At 70.3% G+C, this 23,626-nt stretch carries 18 protein-coding genes; 12 read left to right on the forward strand and 6 right to left on the reverse strand.

Going from position 1 to position 23,626, the window contains the following annotated elements; translation table 11 throughout:
• The first annotated feature begins 32 nt into the window (after positions 1-32).
• Together moeZ and DTA22_RS09785 are read left to right on the forward strand one after the other, a co-directional pair.
• Positions 33-1,217, forward strand: a complete 1,185-nt coding sequence (gene moeZ / locus DTA22_RS09780) for an adenylyltransferase/sulfurtransferase MoeZ (RefSeq protein ID WP_037245180.1) — start codon at positions 33-35, stop codon at positions 1,215-1,217.
• A 92-nt stretch (positions 1,218-1,309) separates the two neighbouring features.
• Entirely contained in the window at positions 1,310-2,164 is an 855-nt protein-coding gene (locus DTA22_RS09785; RefSeq protein WP_005562508.1) for a TIGR02569 family protein, read from the forward strand.
• Here DTA22_RS09785 and DTA22_RS09790 read toward each other — a convergent pair.
• The gene (locus DTA22_RS09790) at positions 2,161-2,826 is read right to left on the reverse strand and encodes a FadR/GntR family transcriptional regulator (protein WP_112299309.1); all 666 of its coding nucleotides are present in this window, start codon (positions 2,824-2,826) and stop codon (positions 2,161-2,163) included. The genes DTA22_RS09785 and DTA22_RS09790 overlap by 4 nt on opposite strands.
• An 11-nt stretch (positions 2,827-2,837) precedes the next feature.
• On the opposite strand from DTA22_RS09790, the gene DTA22_RS09795 reads away from it, so the two are divergent.
• The 6 genes from DTA22_RS09795 to DTA22_RS09820 all read left to right on the forward strand — a co-directional run bounded on the left by DTA22_RS09795 (position 2,838) and on the right by DTA22_RS09820 (position 10,533).
• Complete coding sequence (locus DTA22_RS09795) at positions 2,838-4,088, forward strand: CynX/NimT family MFS transporter (protein WP_112299310.1); 1,251 nt, start codon at positions 2,838-2,840, stop codon at positions 4,086-4,088.
• 131 nt (positions 4,089-4,219) lie between these two features.
• The gene (locus tag DTA22_RS09800; protein ID WP_052033811.1) at positions 4,220-5,632 is read left to right on the forward strand and encodes an MFS transporter; all 1,413 of its coding nucleotides are present in this window, start codon (positions 4,220-4,222) and stop codon (positions 5,630-5,632) included.
• A gap of 52 nt (positions 5,633-5,684) precedes the next feature.
• Entirely contained in the window at positions 5,685-8,195 is a 2,511-nt protein-coding gene (gene nirB / locus DTA22_RS09805; protein ID WP_005574157.1) for a nitrite reductase large subunit NirB, read from the forward strand.
• Between the two features lie 81 nt (positions 8,196-8,276).
• Complete coding sequence (gene nirD / locus DTA22_RS09810; protein WP_005574158.1) at positions 8,277-8,678, forward strand: nitrite reductase small subunit NirD; 402 nt, start codon at positions 8,277-8,279, stop codon at positions 8,676-8,678.
• Positions 8,675-9,832 carry a uroporphyrinogen-III synthase gene (locus DTA22_RS09815; RefSeq protein ID WP_005259684.1) on the forward strand — a complete coding sequence of 386 codons (1,158 nt, stop codon included), beginning with the start codon at positions 8,675-8,677 and terminating at the stop codon, positions 9,830-9,832. The genes nirD and DTA22_RS09815 overlap by 4 nt, the downstream gene beginning before the upstream one ends.
• Entirely contained in the window at positions 9,829-10,533 is a 705-nt protein-coding gene (locus tag DTA22_RS09820) for a sirohydrochlorin chelatase (protein ID WP_037245196.1), read from the forward strand. Before DTA22_RS09815 ends, DTA22_RS09820 begins: the two co-directional genes overlap by 4 nt.
• A 4-nt stretch (positions 10,534-10,537) precedes the next feature.
• Here the strand turns inward: DTA22_RS09820 and DTA22_RS09825 are convergent, their stop codons facing one another.
• On the reverse strand, positions 10,538-12,286 hold the full coding sequence (locus tag DTA22_RS09825; protein WP_112299311.1) for an NTP transferase domain-containing protein: 1,749 nt from the start codon (positions 12,284-12,286) through the stop codon (positions 10,538-10,540).
• A 22-nt stretch (positions 12,287-12,308) separates the two neighbouring features.
• Positions 12,309-12,434 (reverse strand): hypothetical protein, encoded by a 126-nt coding sequence (locus DTA22_RS36710; RefSeq protein ID WP_255221814.1) that lies wholly within the window; start codon positions 12,432-12,434, stop codon positions 12,309-12,311.
• A gap of 61 nt (positions 12,435-12,495) precedes the next feature.
• Between DTA22_RS36710 and yczR the strand changes: the two genes are divergently transcribed.
• Together yczR and DTA22_RS09835 are read left to right on the forward strand one after the other, a co-directional pair.
• Entirely contained in the window at positions 12,496-13,941 is a 1,446-nt protein-coding gene (yczR, locus tag DTA22_RS09830; protein WP_112299312.1) for a MocR-like transcription factor YczR, read from the forward strand.
• 120 nt (positions 13,942-14,061) lie between these two features.
• Positions 14,062-15,327: a lipase family protein gene (locus DTA22_RS09835; protein ID WP_112299313.1), complete on the forward strand. Its 1,266-nt coding sequence runs from the start codon at positions 14,062-14,064 to the stop codon at positions 15,325-15,327.
• A 13-nt stretch (positions 15,328-15,340) separates the two neighbouring features.
• Here DTA22_RS09835 and DTA22_RS09840 read toward each other — a convergent pair whose 3' ends face one another.
• Together DTA22_RS09840 and DTA22_RS09845 are read right to left on the reverse strand one after the other, a co-directional pair.
• On the reverse strand, positions 15,341-15,649 hold the full coding sequence (locus tag DTA22_RS09840) for an MGMT family protein (RefSeq protein ID WP_037245209.1): 309 nt from the start codon (positions 15,647-15,649) through the stop codon (positions 15,341-15,343).
• A 10-nt stretch (positions 15,650-15,659) separates the two neighbouring features.
• Positions 15,660-16,445: an alpha/beta fold hydrolase gene (locus tag DTA22_RS09845; RefSeq protein WP_112299314.1), complete on the reverse strand. Its 786-nt coding sequence runs from the start codon at positions 16,443-16,445 to the stop codon at positions 15,660-15,662.
• Positions 16,446-16,501: 56 nt separating this feature from the next.
• Between DTA22_RS09845 and DTA22_RS09850 the strand changes: the two genes are divergently transcribed.
• Both DTA22_RS09850 and DTA22_RS09855 read left to right on the forward strand, forming a co-directional pair.
• Positions 16,502-19,798 carry an ATP-dependent helicase gene (locus tag DTA22_RS09850; RefSeq protein WP_112299315.1) on the forward strand — a complete coding sequence of 1,099 codons (3,297 nt, stop codon included), beginning with the start codon at positions 16,502-16,504 and terminating at the stop codon, positions 19,796-19,798.
• Positions 19,795-23,142 (forward strand): ATP-dependent helicase, encoded by a 3,348-nt coding sequence (locus tag DTA22_RS09855; protein WP_112299316.1) that lies wholly within the window; start codon positions 19,795-19,797, stop codon positions 23,140-23,142. The genes DTA22_RS09850 and DTA22_RS09855 overlap by 4 nt, the downstream gene beginning before the upstream one ends.
• Here the strand turns inward: DTA22_RS09855 and DTA22_RS09860 are convergent.
• Complete coding sequence (locus DTA22_RS09860) at positions 23,108-23,506, reverse strand: DoxX family protein (RefSeq protein WP_112299317.1); 399 nt, start codon at positions 23,504-23,506, stop codon at positions 23,108-23,110. The two genes, DTA22_RS09855 and DTA22_RS09860, sit on opposite strands and share 35 nt — an antisense overlap.
• Positions 23,507-23,626: the final 120 nt, after the last annotated feature.

Here is a 23,626-nt window from a genome sequence, read left to right on the forward strand (position 1 = left end):
GTCAGGAGTGGACCGTGTCGCTTGACCGTTCTGTGAAGACCACCGAGGCACTGCCGCCGCTGGTGGAACCGGACGCCGAACTTTCCCGTGACGAGGTGGCGCGGTACAGCAGGCACCTGATCATCCCGGACGTCGGCATGGCGGGGCAGAAGCGCCTGAAGAACGCGAAGGTCCTCGTCATCGGTGCGGGCGGCCTCGGCTCGCCCGCCCTGCTGTACCTGGCTGCGGCGGGTGTCGGGACGCTCGGCATCGTCGAGTTCGACGAAGTCGACATGTCGAACCTGCAGCGACAGGTGATCCACGGCCGGTCCGACGTGGGCCGTCCGAAGGCCGAGAGTGCGCGCGACTCGATCCGTGAGATCAACGACAACGTCGACGTCCGGTTGCACGAGTTCCGGCTCGAGCCCGACAACGCCGTCGAATTGTTCGAGCAGTACGACCTGATCCTCGACGGCACCGACAACTTCGCCACCCGGTACCTCGTCAACGACGCGGCCGTCCTGGCGCACAAGCCGTACGTGTGGGGCTCGATCTACCGATTCGAGGGCCAGGCGTCCGTGTTCTGGGAAGATGCGCCGAACGGTCGGGGACTCAACTACCGGGACCTGTACCCGGAGGCGCCCCCGCCGGGCATGGTCCCGTCGTGCGCGGAGGGCGGCGTGCTGGGTGTGCTCTGCGCGTCGATCGGGTCGATCATGGCCACCGAGGCCGTCAAGCTGATCACCGGCATCGGGGAATCGCTGCTCGGCCGGCTGATGGTCTACGACGCGCTCGACATGACCTACCGCACCATCACGTTGCGCCGCGATCCCGCGCGGACCCCGATCACCGAACTGATCGACTACGACGCGTTCTGCGGTGTGGTGTCCGACGAGGGGCAGGCGGCGGCGGCCGGTTCTACCATCACGGCCACGGAGCTGCGCGACCTCCTCGACTCCGGCAAGGAGATCGAACTGATCGACGTGCGCGAGCCGGTCGAGTGGGACATCGTCCACCTGCCCGGTGCCGTGCTGATCCCGAAGGACCGCATCCTGTCGGGCGAGGCGCTGTCGGAGCTCCCGCAGAACAAGCCGATCGTGCTGCACTGCAAGACCGGCGTCCGGTCGGCGGAGGCGCTGGCCGCGCTGAAGAAGGCCGGCTTCTCGGACGCCACACATCTGCAGGGCGGCGTGATCGCGTGGGCGAAACAGGTGGACACCAGCCTGCCCGTCTACTGACCTTCGTCTGACCTTCGTCGTGGCGTGATTGCGATCTCCGGGCCAGCGCGCCTTGCAGTGTCACCGGCCCACCCGGCGGTAGCGTTGAGTCCGTGAGCACAGGCCAACCCCCTCAGCACGTGTGCTCCACGTTCGGCCTCCGGGAAGTCGAGCCCATCCCACTCGGTGCGGACTGGGACGGCGGGTGGCTCTGTGGAGACGTAGTCCTGTCAGCCGTCGCCGACCACGCGCGCGCCGCATGGTCCGCCAAGGTCCGCGAGACGCTCGAGGTGGACGGGGTGCGGCTCGCGCGCCCCGTGCGGTCCACCGACGGCAGGTACGTGGTCTCCGGGTGGCGCGCCGACACGTTCATCGAGGGCACACCCGAGCCGCGGCACGACGAGGTCGTGTCGATGTCGGGGCGGCTGCATGCCGCCACCTCGCAGCTCGACCGTCCCCGGTTCCTCGTGCAGCCCCCGGTCGCGCCGTGGGCGGAGGTCGACGTGTTCGTGGCGGCCGATCGGGCCGCCTGGGAGAAGATCCCGCTGCGCAGCGCGAAGGGTGCGGAACAGCTCGAGACACCGTCCCCCGACGGCCGCAAGAGCCTGGAACTGATCACCGGGCTCGCGACGCTGCGCAAGCCCGTCACGAGCCCCGACCAGCTGGTCCACGGAGATCTGTTCGGCACCGTCCTGTTCGCCGGTGCCCTCGCGCCGGGGATCACCGACATCACGCCGTACTGGCGTCCCGCGTCGTGGGCGGCGGCGGTGGCCGTGGTGGACGCCATCTCCTGGGGCGGGGCCGACGAGGCCCTCATCGGGCGCTGGGAAGATCTCCCCGAGTGGCCGCAGATGCTTCTGCGTGCGGTGCTGTTCAGGCTCGCCGTCCACGTGCTGCACCCCCGGTCGACCGCGGAGGCGTTTCCCGGACTCGCCCGCACGGCCGACGTGGTGCGCCTCCTGCTCTAGGTGAGCAGCTCCGCGAACAGGTCGCGCGCGGCCGTGGTCGCCGCGGCCTCGTCCCCGTCGACCACCGCCTGGATCAGACGCCCGTGTTCGTCGTGGAACCCGGCACCGGTCGCGTGCACGTGCCGGTCGACGGTCTGGGCGATCGAGGGCAGCAGCGAGTCGTAGAACTCCAGATACACGGCGTTGTGGCTCGCTTCGACGATCGCGCGGTGCAGGGCGACGTCCGCCGCGACGGCGGCCTCCGTGTCGGATTCGGCCCAGCATCGGGACCGTTCGTCGAGGAGACCCTTCAAGCGTGCGACGTCGTCCGGGGTGCGGCGCCGGGCGGCAAGGGCTGCGGCGGTGACGTCGAGTGCCTGTCGCAGTTCCGTGACATCGCGCTCGTGCGCGCCGGCGAAGTACTTGCCCAGTGTGCCCCCGACGTCGGAGATGGCGACGACGTACGTGCCGGACCCCTGCCGCCGTTCGAGCAGCCCGGTGTGGACGAGCGCCTGCACCGCCTCACGGACGGTGTTGCGTCCCGTCCCGGTGAGTTCGGACAGCGCGGTCTCGGTGGGGATCTTCTCGCCCACCGCCCACCGACCACTGCAGATCTCGTCGCGCAGCTGCTCGGTGACCTGTGAGATCAGACTCGAGCGGCGCACGGGTTTTCCAAAGGTCATCCTGTCATCCTATGATTTATCTCGTGACTCTTCTACGCGGCCGCCTCCTCGTCTTCTGTGCGATCGCCATGTCTGCTCTCGTCCTGAGGCTGGCGGTCACCTCGTTCACCCCGCTTGCCTCGCAGATCCGGGAGGACATCGGATTCTCGCCGACGGTCGTCGGGGTGTTCGGAATGGTGCCGACGGCGATGTTCGCGCTGTTCGGACTGGGGACGCCGCTCATCGCCAAGCGGTGGGGCCTGGAACGGACCGCCCTCGTCGCGATGCTGATGGCCGCGGTCGGCATGCTCACGAGAGCCCTGATGAGCGACACCTGGTCGTTGCTGGCACTGTCGGCGCTGGCGCTGGCAGGCATGGGAATCGGCAACGTGGTGATTCCGCCGCTCGTCAAGCGTTACTTCTCCGACCGGCTGGCCGTGATGAGCTCGGTCTACATCGTCGGCGTGCAGATCGGCACCATCGCCCCCGCCTTCGTGGCCGTCCCGCTCGCCGAGGCATTCGGCTGGCGGGTCTCGATCGGCGTGTGGGCGCTCCTCGGCTTCGCCGCGGCGGTCCCGTGGATCCTCCTCCTCACCCGCGAACGACGTCGCGCCGTGGTCGTGACGGCGCAACCGCCCGCGGACGTTCCGGCCGACCGTCCCCACGGGAAGGCCTGGCGATCGCCCGTCGGCTGGGGCATGGCCGGCATGTTCGGGATGACGTCGATGATCACGTACTCGATGTTCACCTGGATCCCCGACATCCTGTCCGACGCCGGCGCGAGCGAGGCGTTCGGTGGTGCCATGGTGGGACTGTTCTCGTTCATGGGCCTCGTCGCGGCGTTCGGCGCGCCCACGCTGTGCGCGCGCATGCGCAACCCGTTCCCGGTCGTGATCGGGTGCGCGGTCTGCTACCTCGTGTCCTTCAGCGGGCTCCTGCTGGCCCCCATGAGCGCGCCCATCCTGTGGATCGTGCTGCTCGGGCTCGGGCCCAGCACGTTCCCGATGTCGCTGACGCTGATCAACCTCCGCACGCGCAGCCACATCGGCTCGGCGACGCTGTCCGGTTTCACCCAGGGCGTGGGCTACGCCGTCGCGTGCCTCGGTCCACTACTGTTCGGGGTGTTCCACGATGCCTCCGGCGGGTGGACCCTGTCGTTCGGATTCTTGACGTTCGGTGTGGTGATCCTCCTCTTCGCTGCGTTCCAGGCATGCAAGCCGCGCATGCTCGAGGACAGCTGGCACGTCGATTCGGAGCCGCAGGACGCTCTTCGACACGCCTAGGAAACATGCAGGAAACCTCACATCGGCCCGGCTGAAAAGTGAGGATCAGTTGACGTCGCGGTCACCGACCGCAGCACCGCCGCAACACCGGTTTTCTACCTTTGGGTCTCCCACACAACGAGGAGGCCCGGGTGAAGAAGCACTACATCGAGCACTGGGACGCGGAAGACGTCGACGCCTGGGAGGCGGGCGGCAAGGACATCGCCAAGCGGAACCTGATCTGGTCGGTAGTCGCTGAGCACGTCGGCTTCTCCGTCTGGTCGATCTGGTCCGTCATGGTGCTGTTCATGCCGACCGACATCTACGGCATCGACGCGGCGGGCAAGTTCTTCCTGGTCGCGGTCCCGACCCTCGTCGGCTCGATTCTGCGAATCCCGTACACGGTGGCGACGGCCCGATTCGGCGGCCGGAACTGGACCGTCTTCAGCGCCCTGGTCCTGCTCGTGCCGACGCTGTTCACCCTGTACCTGATGATGAACCCCGGCGCGTCGTACACGACGTTCATCCTCGTGGCCGCCCTCGCCGGCGTCGGCGGCGGCAACTTCGCCTCGTCGATGACCAACATCAACGCGTTCTACCCGCAGCGGCTCAAGGGCTGGGCGCTCGGTCTCAACGCCGGCGGCGGCAACATCGGTGTCCCGATGATCCAGGTGATCGGCCTGCTCGTGATCGCCACCCTGGGTAACACGGAGCCCTGGATCGTCTGTGCCGTCTACCTGGTCTTCATCGCCGTTGCCGCGGTCGGCGCCGCCCTGTTCATGGACAACCTCGGCAACCAGAAGTCCGATCTCCGGTCGATGGCCAAGGCGCTGAAGTTCTCCGACTCGTGGGTCATCAGCTTCCTCTACATCGGCACGTTCGGATCGTTCATCGGCTTCAGCTTCGCGTTCGGCCAGGTCCTGCAGATCAACTTCCTCGCCGGTGGCGCCACCCCCGCGGAGGCTGCGCTGCGCGCCGCGCAGATCGCCTTCATCGGACCGCTGCTCGGCTCCATCGCGCGCCCGATGGGCGGCAAGCTCGCCGACCGCATCGGCGGCGGCAAGATCACGCTGTACACGTTCGTCGCCATGGCGCTCGCCGCCGCAGTGCTGGTGACCGCGGGCACCGTCGACGACGGCACGCCCGGCGCGGCAACGGCCGGAGTGCTGGTGGCATTCGTGTTCGGCTTCATCACCCTCATCCTGCTGGCGGGCATCGGCAACGGCTCGGTCTACAAGATGATTCCGTCGATCTTCGAGGCCAAGGCGCAGGGACTCGAGGGACTGAGCCGGGATGCCAAGGCGGCGTGGTCGCGGGCGATGTCCGGCGCCCTCATCGGGTTCGCGGGCGCCATCGGCGGCCTCGGCGGCGTCGGCATCAACCTGGTGCTGCGCGCGTCCTACGGCGGCACCGCGAAGTCGGCGACCATGGCGTTCTGGGTGTTCCTCGCCTTCTACATCGCCTGCATCTTCGTCACCTGGTTCGTCTTCCTGCGCCGCCCGTCCGTCACTCGTGGGCTCACCGTCTCCGACGGCGACGACGAAAAGGTGTCGGTCTCGGCGTGACCTCACGCAGTACCGCATGAACTCGAGCAATTCAGCTAGAAGGAGCGACGGCATGAGCCGCAAGTCAGCAGTGGTCATCGGACACGGAATGGTCGGACATCGATTCGTCGAGGCGTTGCGTGCGCGCGACGAGTCGGACGACTGGTCGGTGACGGTGCTCTGCGAGGAGCCCCTCCCCGCGTACGACCGGGTGGGACTGTCCTCCTACGTGGGGGCGTGGGACCCCAAGGAGCTTGCGCTCGCGGGTAACGACTACCCGGACGACGCTCTCGTCGACCTCCGGATCGGCCGCCGGGCCGCCACCATCGATCGGGAGTCCCGCAAAGTCACCACCGATTCGGGCGAGGTCGTCGCGTACGACGCTCTCGTGATGGCCACCGGTTCGTACCCGTTCGTGCCGCCGATCCCCGGGCACGACCGTCCGGAGTGCTTCGTCTACCGCACGCTCGACGACCTCGACGGCATCCGGAAGCGTGCCGACGCGGCCGGCCCCGGCGCCGTCGGTGTCGTCGTCGGTGGTGGTCTGCTCGGACTCGAGGCCGCGAACGCGCTCAAGTTGATGGGCATGACACCGCACGTCGTCGAGTTCGCGCCCCGGCTGATGCCGCTGCAGGTCGACGAGGGCGGCGGAGCGCTGCTCGCCAACCTGGTCACCGACCTCGGTCTCACCGTCCACACGGGTGTCGGCACCGCCGGCATCACCGAGGGTCCGGACGGGATCAGCGTCGAACTGTCCGACGGTTCGGTGATCGAGGCCGCGCTGCTGGTGTTCTCCGCCGGTGTGCGGCCGCAGGACCAGCTCGCCCGCGACGCCGGACTCGAGGTCGGCGAGCGGGGCGGGATCATCACGGACCTCGGCTGCCGCACGTCGGACGAGAACATCTACGCGGTCGGCGAGTGCGCCGCGGTGGAGGGACGGTGCTACGGCCTCGTCGCTCCCGGCTACACCACCGCGGAGATCGTCGCGGACCGGCTGCTCGGCGGGGCGGCGGAGTTCCCGGGCGCCGACCTGTCCACCAAGCTCAAGCTGATGGGCGTGGACGTCGCCAGCTTCGGCGACGCGCACGCTCAGACCCCCGGCGCACTGGAGGTAGTCCTCAGCGACGCTGCCAAGGGCACCTACGCCAAGCTGGTCGTGTCCGACGACGCGAAGACGCTGCTCGGCGGCATCCTCGTCGGCGACGCCTCCGCGTACGCCTCGCTGCGCCCGCTCGTCGGCCGCGAACTGCCGGGCGATCCGGCCTCGCTCATCTCGCCGGCGGGGGAGAAGCCCGGCGCCGGGTCCCTTCCCGACGACGCCGAGGTCTGCTCGTGCAACGGCGTCACCAAGGGGTCGATCTGCGGTGCCATCGCCGACGGCGCCTGCGACATCGCGCAGGTCAAGAGCTGCACCAACGCCGGAACGACGTGCGGCGGCTGCCTGCCGACCATCAAGCAGCTCCTCGCGTCGTCCGGCGTGGTGATGTCGAAGGCGCTGTGCGAGCACTTCGAGCAGTCCCGCGCCGAACTGTTCGAGATCGTGCAGGCCACGGACACGCGCACGTTCTCCGCGCTGATCTCGAAGTACGGGAAGGGTTCGGGCTGCGACATCTGCAAGCCCGTCGTCGCGTCGATCCTGGCGTCCACCGACTCGGACCACATCCTGCACCGCAACCAGGCGGGTCTGCAGGACACGAACGACCACTTCCTGGCCAACATCCAGAAGAACGGCACCTACTCGGTGGTGCCGCGGATGCCCGGTGGCGAATGCACGCCCGAACAGCTCATCGTCATCGGCGAGGTGGCCCGCGACTTCGGCCTCTACACGAAGGTCACCGGCGGTCAGCGCATCGACCTGTTCGGCGCCCGTGTCGAGCAGTTGCCCGCGATCTGGAAGCGTCTCGTCGACGCGGGCATGGAGTCCGGTCAGGCCTACGGCAAGTCGCTGCGCACCGTGAAGAGCTGCGTCGGATCCACCTGGTGCCGGTACGGCGTGCAGGACTCCGTGGGGATGGCGGTCGACCTCGAGAACCGGTACCGCGGCCTACGGTCCCCGCACAAGATCAAGTTCGGTGTTTCCGGCTGCGCCCGCGAATGCGCCGAGGCGCGCGGCAAGGACGTCGGCGTCATCGCCACCGAGAACGGCTGGAACCTGTACGTCGGCGGCAACGGCGGCCAGTCTCCGAAGCACGCCCAGTTGCTCGCCGGTGGGCTCGACGACGAAACCCTCGTCCGCTACATCGACCGGTACCTCATGTTCTACATCCGCACCGCGGACCGTCTCCAGCGCACCGCGCCGTGGGTCGACTCCCTCGAGGGCGGGCTCGACCACCTCAAGGCCGTGGTGTGCGAGGACAGCCTGGGCATCGCCGCCGATCTCGAGGCGGCCATGGCCAAGCACGTTCTGGGATACAAGGACGAGTGGGCGGGCGTGCTCGAGGACCCGGAGAAGCTGTCGCGGTTCGTGTCGTTCGTCAACGCGCCCGAGGAGGCCGATCCGACCGTCTCGTTCGACGACACGGGCGTCCGGAAGGTCCCGGTGTTGATGGGAATGCCGAAATTCGCAGCTTCTACATCGGAGTAATCCCCGCTTAACGCTGCGGAAACACCGACCCCGAACGATGTATCCAAGCACGGATACACACCAGCCCGAAGGAGGACTGTGATGACCGTCGTCGACATGAACGTGCACAGTGCCAGTGGAACCAGGCGTGAAAGCGTCCAGTCAGGCCGTCTCGAATGGACGTCCGCGTGCCCGCTCAGCCAGCTGATTCCCGGTCTCGGGGTGGCGGTGCTGCTGCGGGGCGGGGAGCAGGTGGCACTGTTCCTGCTCGAGGACGGATCGCTGCGCGCCGTGGGCAACATCGACCCGTTCGGGCGCGCGGCCGTGATGTCCCGCGGCCTCGTTGGTGACCGGGCCGGCGAGCCTACCGTGGCGTCGCCGCTGCTCAAGCAGGTGTTCTCGCTGGTCGACGGACGCTGCCTCGACGACGAGTCGGTGCGGCTGCCCGTGTACGACGTGCGGGTGTGGGCCGGCGTCGTCCAGGTTCACAGCACGAACGCGTGAACGACGACACGCCGCTGTGCGGGTTCACGATCGGAATCACGGCGTCCCGGCGTGCGGAAGAGTTCGCCACGCTGCTGACGCGGCGCGGCGCCACCGTCGTGCACGCCCCGGCCATCCGCATCATCCCGCTGGCCGACGACACGGAACTCGAGCGCGTCACACGCCAGATCATCGACAACCCGCCGGAGATCGTCGTCGCGACGACGGGGATCGGCTTCCGCGGCTGGATGGAGGCCGCGGACGGCTGGGGCGAAGCGGAGGAGCTCGGCAGGGCACTGGCCTCGAGCCGCCTGCTGGCCCGCGGACCCAAGGCAAAGGGCGCGATCCGGGCCGCAGACCTGCGGGAAGAGTGGTCACCCGCCTCGGAGTCGTCGGCGGAGGTGCTCGATCACCTGCTCGGTGAGGGCGTCGAAGGCAAGCGCATCGCGGTCCAGCTGCACGGTGCCACCACGGAATGGGAGCCGGTCGCGGACTTCTGCGAGGTGCTCCGCTGCGCGGGCGCCGACGTGATCGCCGTCCCCGTCTACCGGTGGACGCCGCTCGAGGACCAGGCCCCGATGGACCGGATGATCGAACTGATCGCCTCCGGCGGACTCGACGCGGTCAGCTTCACCAGCGCACCGGCGGTGGCCTCGCTGCTGACCCGCGCCAAGGAGACCGGAATGATCGAGATGGTGCTGCACTCGTTCCGGCACCGAGTTCTCGCGGCCTGCGTGGGACCGGTGACCGCCGGACCGCTGCGCGAACTCGAGGTGCCGACGACGATGCCGGCACGCTCGCGGCTGGGGGCACTCGCCCGGCACATCGCCGACGAGCTGCCGAGGCGGGCGAACAAGATCCAGACCGCCGGACACGAGCTGAGCATCCGCGGCGGATGCGTCGTCGTCGACGGCGAGGTGCGGCAGCTGCCCCCCGCCGCCATGTCGCTGATGCGCACACTCGGCGCCCGTCCCGGCCGGGTCGTGCCGCGGGACGAACTGCTCGCGGCGCTGCCCGGTGGCGGCGGCGACACCCACGCCGTGGAGACGGCCGTGGCGAGGCTGCGCGCATCCCTGGGCGCACCGAAAGCCGTCCAGACGGTGGTCAAGCGGGGATATCGCCTCGCGCTCGACCCCGTCGACTGCGTCGATTCACGTGAGGAGGGACAGCAGTGAACGAGACAGCACTGGTACTGGTGGCACACGGAACGCGGAGTCCCCGGGGCGTGGAGATGATCGCCGCGCTCGCCGACGCCGTCGCCGAGCAGGTCGGACCGACCCGGGTGTCCTTCGTGGACGTTCTCGGGCCGTCGCCCGCCGAGGTGCTCCGCGACATCACCGGGCCCGCCGTCGTGGTCCCGGCGTTCCTCGCGTCGGGCTACCACGTCCACACCGATGTTCCGCGGGAAGTCGCGGACAGCGGTCACCCGTCGGTGGCCGTGACCCGGGCGCTGGGACCGGACCCCGTTCTCGCGGAGGTCCTGCTGCGGCGGCTGGTCGACGCGGGCTGGCGGCCCGGCGACGCGGTCGTGCTCGCCGCGGCCGGCTCGTCCGACCCGCGGGCCCTGCGCGACGTCCGGCGCGCCGCGGCGCTGCTGTCGGAACTCGTGGCGTCGCGGGTCCGGATCGGCTACGTGGCGACAGCGCAGCCGCGCGTCCCCGACGTGGTGGCCGGGCTGCGGGCGGACGGCGAGAAGCGCGTGTTCGTCGCGTCGTATCTCCTGGCCCACGGACTGTTCCACGCGCGTCTCGCCGATGCCGGTGCGGACGGAGTAGCCGAGCCGCTCGGTGTCGATCCGGCCATCGTCGGCCTTGTGGCGGAGCGCTACCGCAGTGGAATTCCGGCCGCGCTGCGCACACTGTCGTTCCAGCGCTGAACCGTCAGCGCGGTAGCGGGATCAGCTCGGCCAGATCGCCGTCGGCCGCACCCGCCGGGACCAGCGCGAGCGCCTCGCGGTCGATCAGGCCCGCGAGATGCGCGGTCCGGATTCCGGGGTCGACACGCCACGTGCCGTCCGGTTGCGGGACGGCGGGCAGGATCCGGGTGGCGTCGCCACTGACCTCGGACGCATTCGCGATACGTCCCAGCTGACGCGGCGCCGGGGTGCGACCGGTGAGTGCGGCCGCGATGGACGGAACCGTGGTCAGGAGCGTGACGACCGCGGCGTACGGGTTTCCGGGCAGCCCCAGCACCACCCGACCGTCGGGTAGCAGGGCGGTCACCTGCGAACCGCCCGGGCGGCACCGCACCCGCCCCACCACGATCCGGGCCTCCGCCCGGTCGAGCGCGGCACGCAACTGGTCGGCCGCGCCGCCACCGGTCGCCCCGACGATCACGATCAGATCGGGCTGGCGGACTTCCCGGAACAGTTCGTCGAAGCTGTCGGACGTGTCCCGCAGGTGGGTGTCGGCGACCGTCCGGATGCCGCACCACGAGAGGAACTGGGGGAGAACGGGTCCCAGGGCGTCCCGCGTCTGCCCGTGTCGCAGCGGACCGTCCCGCCGGATCTCGTCACCCGTCACCACCACGTGTGCGCGGACGGGGCCGCGAACCCCCGCGGTGGTCACCTCCGCGCTCGCGGCGGCGGAGACGAGTGCGGGCGTGACGGCCGTGCCCTCCACTGCGAGCCGGTACCCCTCGTGCCAGTCCTCCCCGCGCCGCCGCGCGTCGTCGCGCACGGGGGCGTCCTCCTTGCGGGACAGTCGCGGTCCCTCGGAAATGTCTGTCACCACGGCGAATTCGTCCCGCACGATGGCGGTGGCACCGCTGGGGAGGTGCGCGCCCGTCGCGATCCGGGCCGCTTCGCCCTCCGCCAGCTCGAGTTCCTCGGAGCTCCCCGCGTACCGGATGTCGTCGCGCAGCACCCACGGACCGTCGCCTGCGACGGCGTATCCGTCCATGGCGGAGACGGCGATGCGAGGCAGAGCTTCGGCGGCGAGCAGCGGCTCGGCGAGGGTGGCGCCGAGCGACGTGCCGAGTGCCGCGGACCGCGGTGGGAGCGGGGGGACGGCGGTCAGGATCGCGTCCCGGGCCTCGTCGATCGTGACCGGCGTCGCCGCGGCCCTGCTCCGGGCTCGCTCGACGTCCTCCGGTGTGTCGCAGTCCGTGACGCCGCGGAAGAGGACCGTGTCGAACGTGTCCGGAACGAGTGCCTTCATGGGCTGGTTGACCGCCGATCCGAGCGAGCGCACACGGTCGGTCAACGCGCCGACGCGCCACGCGGACAACAGGAACTGCAGGCGGCCCGACTCGTCGATCGCGAACACGGTGTCGGCGTCCTGCACGGCGGCGGCGAGGGCCGCCACCATCGTGGGTTCCGCGAACGGCAGGTCCGACGCGAGCAGAATCACCCGGTCGTCCGGTTCGGCGTCGAGCACGGCGAGTCCGGCGGCCACCCCCGCGACCGGCCCGGCGCCCGGCGGCGTCTCCTGCGTCTGGAGCACCGTCGAATCGAGGTCGGCGCGCCGAGGTCCCACGACGACGATGCGCTCACAGTCGTCGACGGCGTCGAGAGCGGTGTCGAGCATCCGGCGTCCGCCGACCACCACGGCCGGCTTGTCGACGCCGCCCATCCGAGTGGCTCGTCCACCGGCGAGGACGATCGCGTGAACGGGTGCGGCAGAGTTCATTCCCTCATGCTGCCGCACACCCTCAGTCGCTGTGCAGGTGGCTGCGCGGAGGTCCGGCGAGCCCGGACCGTCCGCCGTGCGCCGTGCTGACGCAGAGCCAGGCCACCGACGCCAGGCTGAGGGCCAAGAGGATTCCAATTACCAGCATGTATCGATTGTCGGGGCAAAGTGGACCGCGAATTCCAGTCCTCTGTGGGAAAGTGGCCTGTATGAGTGTCGAACCAGTCCGAAGCGTCTCGGCAGCCGAGTTGGCGGTGCTGCTCGGTGCGGCGCCTACCGGCGGGCAACCGCTGTACCGCGGGCTCGCCGACGCCCTCCGCGAGAGGGTGGCGGACGGGTCGATGGCCGTGGGAGTCCGGCTGCCCGCCGAACGGGCCCTCGCGGAGGAGCTGCGGCTCAGCCGGGTGACCGTCAGTGCCGCGTATCGCGAACTGCGCGAGTCCGGTTGGGTGTCGGCGCGGCACGGATCGGGCACGTTCGTGGCGATGCCGTCGGGTCCGCCGGCGTGGGGGAGCATGGTGGGCGCGCCGGTGGACGGTGTCATCGACCTCGTCAACGCCGCGCCTGCGGCCGCCCCCGAGCTCAGGGAGGCGTATCTCGACGCAGTCGACGAGCTGCCCCGTTTCATGCCCCAGCACGGTTACCACCCCGGCGGACTGACGACGCTCCGGGCGGCGATAGCAGACCATTACACGCGGCGGGGTCGACCCACCACCGCGGACCAGATCCTCGTCACCGGTGGCGCAGGCGATGCCACCGAAGTGGTCTTCGAGGCTCTGGTCGAGGCGGGCGACCGCGTCCTGGTCGAACACCCGACCTACCCCGGCGCGGTCGAGTCCGTGCAGGCGGCCGGCGGCAGACCCGTTCCGGTGCCGATCGATGCGACCGACCCGGACGCGTTCGTCGCCGAGGCGGACCGGGCCGCGCGGCAGAGCGCCCCGACGGTGGCGTACCTGATGCCGGACTTCTCCAACCCGTCGGGGGCCAGGGGGACTCTCGAAGGCAGGCGGCGGCTGGCCGCGACCCTGGCCCGCCACGGCGTGGTGACCGTCGTGGACGAGGTGGCGGCGGAACTCGTGCTGGACGGTTCGGACGACCTCGAGCCGTTCGGCGTCCCGGTCCCGGAATCGGCGACCGTGGCGATCGGCAGCCTCAGCAAGACCGTGTGGGGAGGTATCCGCATCGGCTGGGTGCGCGCCGAGGCCGCCCGCACCGCGCAGATGGCCAAGATCATGGCGCGCAGGCAATTGTCGGTCTCGGTGCTGGATCAGCTTGCCGCCGTGCGGTTGTTCGCCTGGCACGACCGCCTGGTCGCGCAGCGCCGCCGCGACCTGCGGGTGCAGCGGAACGCGCTCGCGGCGGCGGTGGACGAGCGGTTGCCCGGGTGGGACTACGTGCTGCCCGCCGGGGGACTGTCCCTGTGGTGCACGCTTCCTGCCGGAACGAGTTCGACGGAACTCGTCGCCTCGGCGCGGTCGAGGGGCTTGCTCCTGGCTCCCGGGCCCCGGTTCGGTACCGGTCATCTGTTCGACGACCACCAGCGGTTGCCCTTCACGCGGCCGGTGTCCGAGCTGACCGCGGCCGTGAATGTCCTTGCCACCCTGGTCGTGTCCGGCGACGCCTCGATGTCCGCGACGCCGACGCTCGTCGTGTGAAGTACCTGTGAATCGAAGTATCGGTCAGAGACCACTTCGGTACCGGGAAAGGGGCTGATCTTTATCGACGCTCTGGCATAGTGATGCCGTCGACCCGCTCGCTGAATTGTGGGGTATGTCATGGGCTCGTTGTTCCGCAGATCCTTCGGCACCGCTGTACTCGGCTCGGTCCTCGCGCTGACTGCCGCCCTCGTGGGCGCAGGCACCTCCGCGGCACAACCGCCGTTGCTGTTGCCCCCCTTGCTGTCCCCACCCGCTGCCGACGCGATCTTCCCCGTCGCCGACCCGGACCCGTTCTACATCCAACCCGCGGACGTCGCCGACCATGCTCCGGGCGAAGTCCTGAAGATCCGCCAGCTGCCGCCGTCGTACTACTTCCCCGGTAGCGCGATGTGGGAGCTGTTGTTCCGGACCACCGACTCCGAGGGCAGGCCGATCGCGGCGAACACCACATACGTGCTGCCCCCGAACCACGTCCCGGACGGTCCGCTGGTGTCGTACCAGCACATCATCAATTCGCTGGGCAACAAGTGCAAGATCGTCACCGAGCTCTACACCACCGACCCGCTGCACCAGATCCGCGAAGCCGCCGGACTCAACATCGCACTCGCACGCGGGTGGGCAGTGGCGCTGCCCGACCATCTGGGACCGAGGATGGCGTACGGCGCGGCGAAGCTCGGAGGCCAGATCACCCTCGACGGCATCCGCGCCGTCCAGCAGGTCCCCGAACTCCAGGTGCAGAACAGCAAGGTCGGACTGGGCGGATACTCCGGCGGCGGCATGGCCACGGCCTGGGCGGCGGCGCTGGCCCCGAGTTACGCCCCCGAACTGAACATCGTCGGCGCCGCCGAAGGCGGAACCCCGATGAACCTGGTGAAGATGGCGGAGGCGCTGGGCACCAACCCGCACCCCGCGTTCGGTCTCGCGATGGCCGCCGCGCTGGGGCTGGAACGCGAATACCCGGACCGCATCGACGTCAGCGGCCAGCTCAACGATCAGGGCCGCTGGATGAAGCAGATGATCGGCAACGGATGCACCAACGAGATCATGCTGTTCGGAATCGGGCGCAGCGCATCACAGATGACCGACAACAAGAACTTCATGGACGACCCGGAAGCGTGGAAGGTGATGGAGGAGAACAGCCTGGAGCTCTATCCGGGCGTGCCCACCACGCCGATCTTCGAATGGCACAGCCCGACCGACGCGCTGATCCCGGTCGATTCGATCGACACCACCCTGCGGCGGTACTGCGACGCGGGCACTCCGGTGCAGACGCTGCTCACTCCGACCCCCGACCACCTGTCGGCGGCGGCGCTGGGACTGCCCCAGGGGCTGGACTGGATGGACGCCCGGTTCCGCGGTGATCCCGCGCCGAGCACCTGCTGAGGCGGCGGGGACGTCAGCCGGCCTGATCGAACCGGTGCCGTGCGGCCGCGAGATCCACGCGGCCGTCCCGGATGGGAACACCCTCGAGTTCGAGTTTCGCGATCTGGCGGTGCGCGAGGTGCGGCGCCGGTCGTCCCGACGCGCCCAGCACCCGGTGCCAGGGGAGGTCGGCGGAGTCGGTACGCATGATCCAGCCGACCGTCCGCGCGCTGGACAGGCCTGCCGCCGAGGCGATGTCGCCGTAGGTGGCAACCCGGCCGGGCGGAATCGCCGCGACCAGCGCGCGGACCGCCTCGACCTGTTCCTCCGTCGTCGCGACCATCACTCGACCATCAGAGGAGCGTGCGGACGAGCTCGGCGACCTCGTCTGGCCGGGCCTGCGGCACCATGTGATCGCAGTCGAGGTCGACGGCAGTGAGGTTGTCGCCCAGATGGTCGGTGAGAGCCTTGCGGAACTCGGGTGTGACGTACGGCGGCTGCACCCTCGACGCCTGCACGAGGACGGTCGGCAGGTGCGCGGGCGGCAGGACGGCCTCGCGTGCGAGCTCGCCCCACGCCGTGACGACCGCCGGGGTGGACAGCCGCCAGTTCACCCGGCCGTTCGCCAGCGGCACCAGGTGTTCGGCGATCTCGTTCTCGAGGACCTCGCGTGCCACCTCACCCCACGAGCCGTGCACCTTCTCGGACCGGGCCTCTGCGACGTCGGTGTAGTCGGGGGAGGAGATGGTGAGATCCGCCACGGACTGCATCAGCTCGGGATCGAGTCCGATCGCGGGATCGAGCAGCACGAGTCCCCGGACGCGGTCGGGGACGGCCCGCGACAGATGCAGTGCCAGGGCGCACCCGAACGAGTGGCCCACCACCAGGACCGGTCCCCGCGCGTGTGCGTCGAGTGTGTCGACGAGACTCGCGACGTGGGCCTCGAGATTCCATGGCGGCGACCACGTGGAGCGGCCGTGCCCGAGCAGGTCGGGGGAGATCCAGCGGGCGTCCGGCAGCTGGTCGGTGGCCAGCGCCTCCCACCGTCTGCCATGACCGGTGAGTCCGTGCAGGGCGAGGATCTCCGTGCCGTCCTCGGCGCCGAACAGGTACGTATTCAGTGCTGACACGTGACCCATGATGCCGGATCGGGTCGCCGTACGAGATGTCGGACCGTTCTGGTGGAATGCCACCCATGACGGAATCGGCGGTGCGCACCAGGACGTCGGTTCCCCGTGCTCGGCTCGTGCACCGCCGGAACCCGGTCCGCGAGGCGCGGGTGTGGGACGACGCCACGCAGCGGGTCCTCACCGCGCCGCCCCTCGGCCTGGGCTGGAATCCCTGGCAGGTGCTCGGCGGCCCCGGAACGGGAAAGACGTCGCTTCTCGTCGACGTCGCGGTGGACCGGATCGCCGGTGGCGAAGACCCGGAGTCGGTGCTCGTCCTGACGCAGTCGAAGCGAGCGGCGGGCCGGGTCCGCGAAGAGGTCACCGGCGCCCTCGTCGGCCATGACGAACACCACGGCCCCCGCGCCACGCGCGAACCGCTCGTGCGCACTGTCCACTCCTACGCCTTCGCGGTGCTGAGACTGCAGGCCGCCGCCCACGGAAATCCGCCGCCGCGCCTCATCACCGGCGCCGAACAGGACGCCGTGCTGCGCGAGATGCTGCACGGCGACATCGCGGACGGCGGTGAGATGTGGCCCGAACGGCTGCGTCCAGCACTGGCACTGGGCGGCTTCGCCGTCGAGCTGCGCGACCTCATGCTGCGTTCGAGCGAGCGGGGCCTCGGCCCCGAAGACCTGATCAAGCTGGGGCAACGTCACGCCCGTCCCGAGTGGGTGGCGGCGGGAATGTTCGCCGCCCGGTACGAGCACGGCATGCTGCTGCGCGGTGCCGTCGGGGTCGAGGCCCCCGAGGCCACGGCGCCTGCGCTCGACGCCGCCGAACTCATCGGCGCGGCCCTCACCGCGTTCGCCACCGACCCGGACCTACTGCGCACCGAGCGTGCCCGGGTGCGGCACCTGCTCGTCGACGACGCCCAGCACCTCGATCCGCAAGCCGCGGAACTCGTCCGGCTCGTCGGCACCGGTACCCGCACCACGGTCGTCGCCGGCGACCCGGACCAGTCGATCTACGGCTTCCGCGGGGCCGATCCGACGTTCCTCGCCGAGCTGGCCGACAAGGGCGATCCCCGGCAGGTGTTGCTACCGGTCAACTTTCGTAGTTCGACGGAGGTCGCGGCCACGGCGGCCCGGATCACGTCCCGGCTTCCGGGGCATCTGCCGCACCGGATCTGGAGCCCGGCGCAGGACGGCGGACGAACCTCGGTCCGGGTGCTGAGCACGGCGGCGAAGGAGGCCGCGCTCATCGCCGACACCCTGCGTCGCGCCCACCTCCTCGACGGGGTGCCGTGGTCGGAGATGGCGGTGATCGTGCGCTCGGTTCCGCGGGCCCTGGCGCCGCTGCGTCGCGCCCTGCTGGGTGCGGGTGTGCCCGTCACCACCGCGGCATCCGAGTTGCCGCTGGCCCGTCAACACGGGGTGTCGGGACTGATGCTGGTGCTGCGGGCACTGTCGGGGCAGGAATTCACGGGCGAGGACGCACTCGCTCTGCTCGCCGGCCCGGTCGGCGGCGCAGAACCCGTGGCGCTCCGGCGTCTACGCCGGGGCCTGCGGCGCGCCGAGCTGGCGTCCGGCGGCGATCGCGACTCGGCGGAGCTCCTTCGTCTCGTGCTGGTGGGCGAGACCGACAGCACCCGCAGGGTCACCGCCAAATTGACCGACGTCGAAGCGGCATCCCTGAACCGGGTGCTGTCCGTGCTGCGCAAGGCGAAGGTGCCTCTGGACCGCGGGCGCGGCATCGAGGACGTGCTGTGGGCGGCATGGCAGGCCACCGGACTCGAACGCCGCTGGTCGGCGGCCTCCGCTCGCGGGGGGCCGATCGGGGCACAGGCCGACCGCGACCTCGACGCCGTGGTCGCCCTGTTCGACGCGGCGGCGAGTTACGTCGACCGCCTCCCGCGCGCGCAGCTCGCCGGGTTCGTCGACTATCTGACCGGGCAGGCCATTCCCACCACCCGGAACGTCTCCGCGGTCCCGGTCGACGCCGTCTCGGTGCTCAGCGCCCACTCGGCTGCCGGCCGTGAATGGGACGTCGTCGCGGTCGCGGGTGTGCAGGAAGGGCTGTGGCCGAGTCTGCGGGCCCGCGGCAGCCTGCTCGGCACCGAGGCGCTGATCGACCTGACGGCGGGAGTGTCCGACGGCAGCGAGACGGCCGCCGACCGGATGTCGCGCACCGCACCGCTCTTGGCCGAGGAACGCAGGCTGTTCCTCGTGGCGTGCAGCCGGGCGAGGCGGAGTCTGCTCGTCACCGCGGTCGACTCCGCCAGCGGCGACGCCGATCTCGTTCACTCCCGTTTCGTCGACGAACTGCTCGCCGGAGACCAGGATGCGGACGTCGAGGAGGCAGTCGTGCAGGCGGAGGATCCGGCGACCCGGGTCCTGGCCCTCCCTGCCCTCGTCGCAGAATTGCGCAGCGTCGTCTGCGATCCGGACGTCGCGGAATCCGACCCCGACCGGCAGGAACGTGCGGCGCGCCAGCTCGCCCGGCTCGCCGACGCCGGAGTGCGCGGCGCACACCCGGACCAGTGGTACGGCACAGCCGAACCGAGCACCGGCGTGGCGTTGTGGAACGAGGAGGGCGGACCGGTGTCGCTGTCGCCGTCCACCATCGACCTGCTCAACACGTGCCCGCTGCGGTGGTTGCTCGAACGGCACGGCGGGACGGACGGCGACAACACCCACGCCATCGCCGGAACGCTCGTGCACACGCTGGTGCAGGCGCTCGCCGGGCGGATCCCGGCCGATCAGGTGGAACGCGCGCTCGAGAACGCCTGGGAGTCGATCGATCTGGGATCTCAGTGGTACTCGCGGCGCGAACTCGACCGGACCCGGGACATGCTCGCCACCTTCACTTCCTGGCTGGGTAACACCCGGTCCGAACTCACCGAGGTCGGTGTCGAGGTGGCAGTCGACGGCGTCCTGGAACCGCGGGAAGAGGGTTCCCCGACGATCCGGCTGCGGGGGCGGATCGACCGGCTCGAGCGCGATGCCGAGGGCAGGCCCGTCATCGTCGACGTGAAGACCGCCCGCACGCCGGTCACCAAGGACGACGCCCAGCAGCACGCCCAGCTGGCGGCGTACCAGGTGGCGGCGGCGACCGGTGCGATCGACGGGGAGCCGGCGTCGAAACCCGGTGGGGCGCGGCTGGTCTTCGTCGCCAAACCACACAAGAAGGAAGGCGCGACCCAGCGGGTGCAGGCACCGCTGTCGGACGAGGACCTCGAGACGTGGCTCGCGGTCATCCACGCGGCAGCGGCGGCCACCAAGGGGCCTGAGTTCCTCGCCCGCGTCAACGACGGTTGCCGGCACTGCCCGGTGCGCACGAGTTGCCCCGCGCACGACGAGGGACGGCAGGTGACGTCGGAATGACGATCCGTATCGACCCGGTGGAACTCGCCCTCGGCCTGGGTCAGCACCCACCGACCCCGGAGCAGGCCGCCGTCATCGCGGCACCCCTCGGCCCGACCCTCGTCGTCGCGGGGGCAGGCGCGGGCAAGACCGAGACGATGGCGGCCCGCGTCGTGTGGCTGGTGGCCAACGGTGTCGTCGACCCCGAGGCGGTGCTGGGGCTGACGTTCACCCGCAAGGCGGCGCAGCAGCTGACCGCCCGGATCAGGAAACGCCTTGCCCGGCTGGCGGGTTCGGACCTGCTCCGCAGGGTCGACCCGAGCGGCGACCTGCGATCGCGAATCCTCGCGGGCGAACCGGAAGTCAGCACCTACCACTCCTACGCCGGACGACTGCTGTCCGAGCACGGGCTGCTGCTGCCCATCGAACCCTCGGCGACGCTCCTGTCGGAGACGGAACTGTGGCAGCTGGCGCACCGGGTGGTCAGCTCGTGGGACGGCGACCTCGACACCGACCGGAATCCGGCGTCCGTCACCGAAGCCGTGCTCGCATTGTCGGGGCAGCTGGCCGAGCACCTCGTCGAACCGGACGATCTGCGGGAGGCGCACACCGAGCTCGACAAGCTCGTCCACACCCTGCCCGCCGGACCGCGGCAGCGCGGCGGCCCCGGCAAGGAACTGCTCGACATCCTCGACACCCAGCACCGGCGGGTGGAGCTCCTACCACTGGTGCAGCGTCTCTCGGACACTCTGCGCCGCGAAGGTGCGCTCGACTTCGGCAGCCAGATGTCGCTGGCGGCACGGGTCGCCGCGGACCACCCCGAGGTTGGAGTCGCCGAGCGCACACGCTTCCGGGTGGTGCTGCTCGACGAGTACCAGGACACGGGACACTCGCAGCGGGTGCTGCTGTCGTCCCTGTTCGGCGGCGGTCTCGACGGCGAACTCGCGCTCACCGCGGTGGGCGACCCCATGCAGTCGATCTACGGCTGGCGTGGTGCCTCGGCGGCCAACCTACCGCGCTTCGCCACGGATTTCCCGCTGACGAACGGAGATCCGGGGCCGACGCTGGAACTGCTCACGAGCTGGCGCAACCCGCCGGAGGCCCTGGCCCTGGCCAACATGGCGTCGGCGTCCCTGCGTGAGCGGGGCGTGTCGGTCAGCACCCTGCGGGCGCGACCACAGGCCGTCCCGGGTGATGTGCGGCTGGCCCTCACCGGTGACGTCGTGCAGGAACGCGCATGGGTGGCCGACCGCATCGCCGAACAGTACGCGAACGCCACGAGCCGGGGCGAGGACCCACCGACCGCCGCGGTGCTGATCCGCCGCAACGCGGACGCCGCACCGATCGCGGAGGTCCTGCGGTCCCGGGGTCTGCCGGTCGAAGTGGTCGGTCTCGGCGGGCTGCTCCACACCCCCGAGGTGGCCGACGTCATCGCGATGCTCCGGGTGGTCGCCGACCCGATGGCGGGCAGTGCCGCCGTGCGGATGCTGACCGGGGCGAGATGGCAGATCGGGGCCGCCGATCTGACGGCGCTGTCGCGGCGAGCCTCCGAACTGGCCATCGGAACCGGCTACGGCACCACCGGCGCCGTCACCGATTCGACCGCTCTGGCCGACGCCGTCGGCGAGGCGCTGCCCGGTGAACACGCGGAGCAGGCCGGGCTGGCAGACGCTCTGGCGGATCCCGGTCCTGCCGAACGCTATTCGCAGGTCGGCTACGCACGGATCACCGCCGTCGCGGCGGAGTTGGCGTCTCTGCGTGAGCGAATCGGGCAGCCACTCACCGAGCTGGTGGCCGAGGTGGAACGGACGCTGGGTATCGGCATCGAAGCGCAGGCGCGGACGCGGCGGTCGGCGCGGGGAAGTGCGGGCCGCGAACATCTCGACGCCTTCGCCGACGTCGTCGCCGGGTACGCGAGCCGCACGTCGGCCACCGTCACCGGACTGCTCGCGTTCCTGTCGGCCGCGGAGTCGGTCGAAAAGGGTTTGGCGCCGGGTGAAGTCGAGGTGGACCCGCATCGCGTGCAGGTGCTGACGGTGCACTCGGCGAAGGGGCTGGAGTGGGAAGTGGTGGCGGTACCGCACCTCACGGCCGGGGTCTTTCCGTCGCGGACGGCGTCCGGGTCCTGGCTCGGTGCCGTCGGTGAACTGCCACCCTCGCTGCGCGGAGATCGTGCGCGGCCGGGGGAGTCGGCCGACGGCGTGCCCGTTCTCGACCTCGAGAACCTGTACGACCGGAAGGACCTCGAGGAGGCCGTGAAGGCGCACAAGGCGGCGCTGGCCGCGCGCAAACTCGACGAGGACCGCCGGCTGTTCTACGTTGCACTCACTCGTACCGAACGGGTGCTGTTCGCTTCGGGTCACCACTGGGCAGAATCTGGAACCGAGCCCAAGGGTCCCTCCGAGTTCCTCACCGAACTGCGCGACACGGTGACCGACGAAGAGCACGAGGGAATCGGGATCGTCGACATCTGGGCGCCCGCACCCGAACCCGAGGAGCAGAACCCGCTGACCAGCACCCCCAAGTCGGCTGTGTGGCCGCGGGATCCGCTCGGCCTCCGCCGGGAGTCGGTCGAGCGGGGCGCGGCGTTGGTCGTCGCGGCGCTGAAGGGTGCCGGCGAGCCGGCACCGGCCGGCGAGGACGACGATCCCGAGAACTGGGCCGCCGACGTCGACGCCCTTCTCGCGGAGCGGGAAGCGCGGGCCAATGCGCGCACCGAGGTGGTGTTACCCGGTCAGTTGTCGGTGAGCCAGCTCGTCGAACTCGAAGCCGACCCGGACGCCTTGGCCGCCAGGCTGCGGCGTCCGCTGCCGTACCCGCCGAATCCGCTGGCCCGCCGCGGTACCGCATTCCATGCCTGGGTGGAGCGCCGCTTCGGGGCCACCCGGCTGCTCGACCTCGACGAGCTGCCCGGTGCCGCCGACACGGGTGCGGGCCCCGACACCGACCTCGCGACCTTGCAGGACGCGTTCCTGCGCTCGTCCTGGGCGGACCGCAACCCGACCGAGGTGGAGGTGCCGTTCGAGACGTCGGTGGCGGGGACGGTGCTGCGCGGCCGGATCGACGCGGTGTTCACCGACCCCGACGGCGGGTGGACGGTGATCGACTGGAAGACCGGCGCCGAGCCGAGCGCGGCCAACGAGAAGGCCGTCGTGATGCAGCTGGCCGCGTACCGGCTGGCGTGGGCCGAGCTGATGGACGTTCCGATCGAGCGGGTGCGCGCCGCGTTCCACTACGTGCGGACCGGACGGACGATCGCGCCGGAACACCTGCCCGACGCCGACGCACTCGCCCGTCTCCTCCGTTCCGCCGGTTCTCCCGAGGAGGAGGTCAGGCCTGACGCCGAGCCTTCAGTGACTCGGTGACCAACGGGATCTGCAGCGGAAGGCGCAGCAGCACACCGGCTTTCTGCACGTTCGTCGTCTTGGAGCTCTTCAGCCAGTCCACCGCCATGTTGACGTTGGCAGGGAAGACGGCGACGAACAGGAGTGCAGCGAGGCCGCCACCGAGCCTGCGGGTTCGCGGCACGGCGAGCGCGGTGCCGATGGCGAGTTCGGCGACCCCCGACACGTATGTGTAGGTGCGGGCCTCGCCCGGAAGTTGGGTGGGGACCGTGGAGTCGAAGAACTTGGGGGCGACGAAGTGCATCGTGCCCGCGCCGAGTAGCAGCGCGGCAAGGCGGAGTGCGGGCTTCTGGCTCGGTCGTGGTGTGTTGCTCTCTCGTTGCATGACGTCAGCTTGCCCGAACGACTCGGTTCGCGACAACGAGGCTCCGACGTGTCACCGATGGGGCAATCGGGGTTAGGCTGCCAGCCGATGTCGGAGTTCAGTGCAACGTGGAGACGAACA

The sequence above is a fragment of the Rhodococcus wratislaviensis genome (genome assembly GCF_900455735.1).
Lineage (GTDB): Bacteria > Actinomycetota > Actinomycetes > Mycobacteriales > Mycobacteriaceae > Rhodococcus_F > Rhodococcus_F wratislaviensis.

Bases quoted from the DNA above. Each gene is read 5' to 3' on its own strand.
- nirB (WP_005574157.1), top strand. From the start codon at position 5,685: ATGAGCCGCAAGTCAGCAGTGGTCATCGGACACGGAATGGTCGGACAT.
- DTA22_RS09795 (WP_112299310.1), top strand. From the start codon at position 2,838: ATGATTTATCTCGTGACTCTTCTACGCGGCCGCCTCCTCGTCTTCTGT.
- DTA22_RS09855 (WP_112299316.1), top strand. From the start codon at position 19,795: ATGACGATCCGTATCGACCCGGTGGAACTCGCCCTCGGCCTGGGTCAG.
- DTA22_RS09845 (WP_112299314.1), bottom strand. From the start codon at position 16,445: ATGGGTCACGTGTCAGCACTGAATACGTACCTGTTCGGCGCCGAGGAC.
- yczR (WP_112299312.1), top strand. From the start codon at position 12,496: ATGAGTGTCGAACCAGTCCGAAGCGTCTCGGCAGCCGAGTTGGCGGTG.
- DTA22_RS09840 (WP_037245209.1), bottom strand. From the start codon at position 15,649: ATGGTCGCGACGACGGAGGAACAGGTCGAGGCGGTCCGCGCGCTGGTC.
- DTA22_RS09835 (WP_112299313.1), top strand. From the start codon at position 14,062: ATGGGCTCGTTGTTCCGCAGATCCTTCGGCACCGCTGTACTCGGCTCG.
- DTA22_RS36710 (WP_255221814.1), bottom strand. From the start codon at position 12,434: ATGCTGGTAATTGGAATCCTCTTGGCCCTCAGCCTGGCGTCGGTGGCC.
- DTA22_RS09860 (WP_112299317.1), bottom strand. From the start codon at position 23,506: ATGCAACGAGAGAGCAACACACCACGACCGAGCCAGAAGCCCGCACTC.
- DTA22_RS09850 (WP_112299315.1), top strand. From the start codon at position 16,502: ATGACGGAATCGGCGGTGCGCACCAGGACGTCGGTTCCCCGTGCTCGG.
- nirD (WP_005574158.1), top strand. From the start codon at position 8,277: ATGACCGTCGTCGACATGAACGTGCACAGTGCCAGTGGAACCAGGCGT.
- DTA22_RS09825 (WP_112299311.1), bottom strand. From the start codon at position 12,286: ATGAACTCTGCCGCACCCGTTCACGCGATCGTCCTCGCCGGTGGACGA.
- DTA22_RS09790 (WP_112299309.1), bottom strand. From the start codon at position 2,826: ATGACCTTTGGAAAACCCGTGCGCCGCTCGAGTCTGATCTCACAGGTC.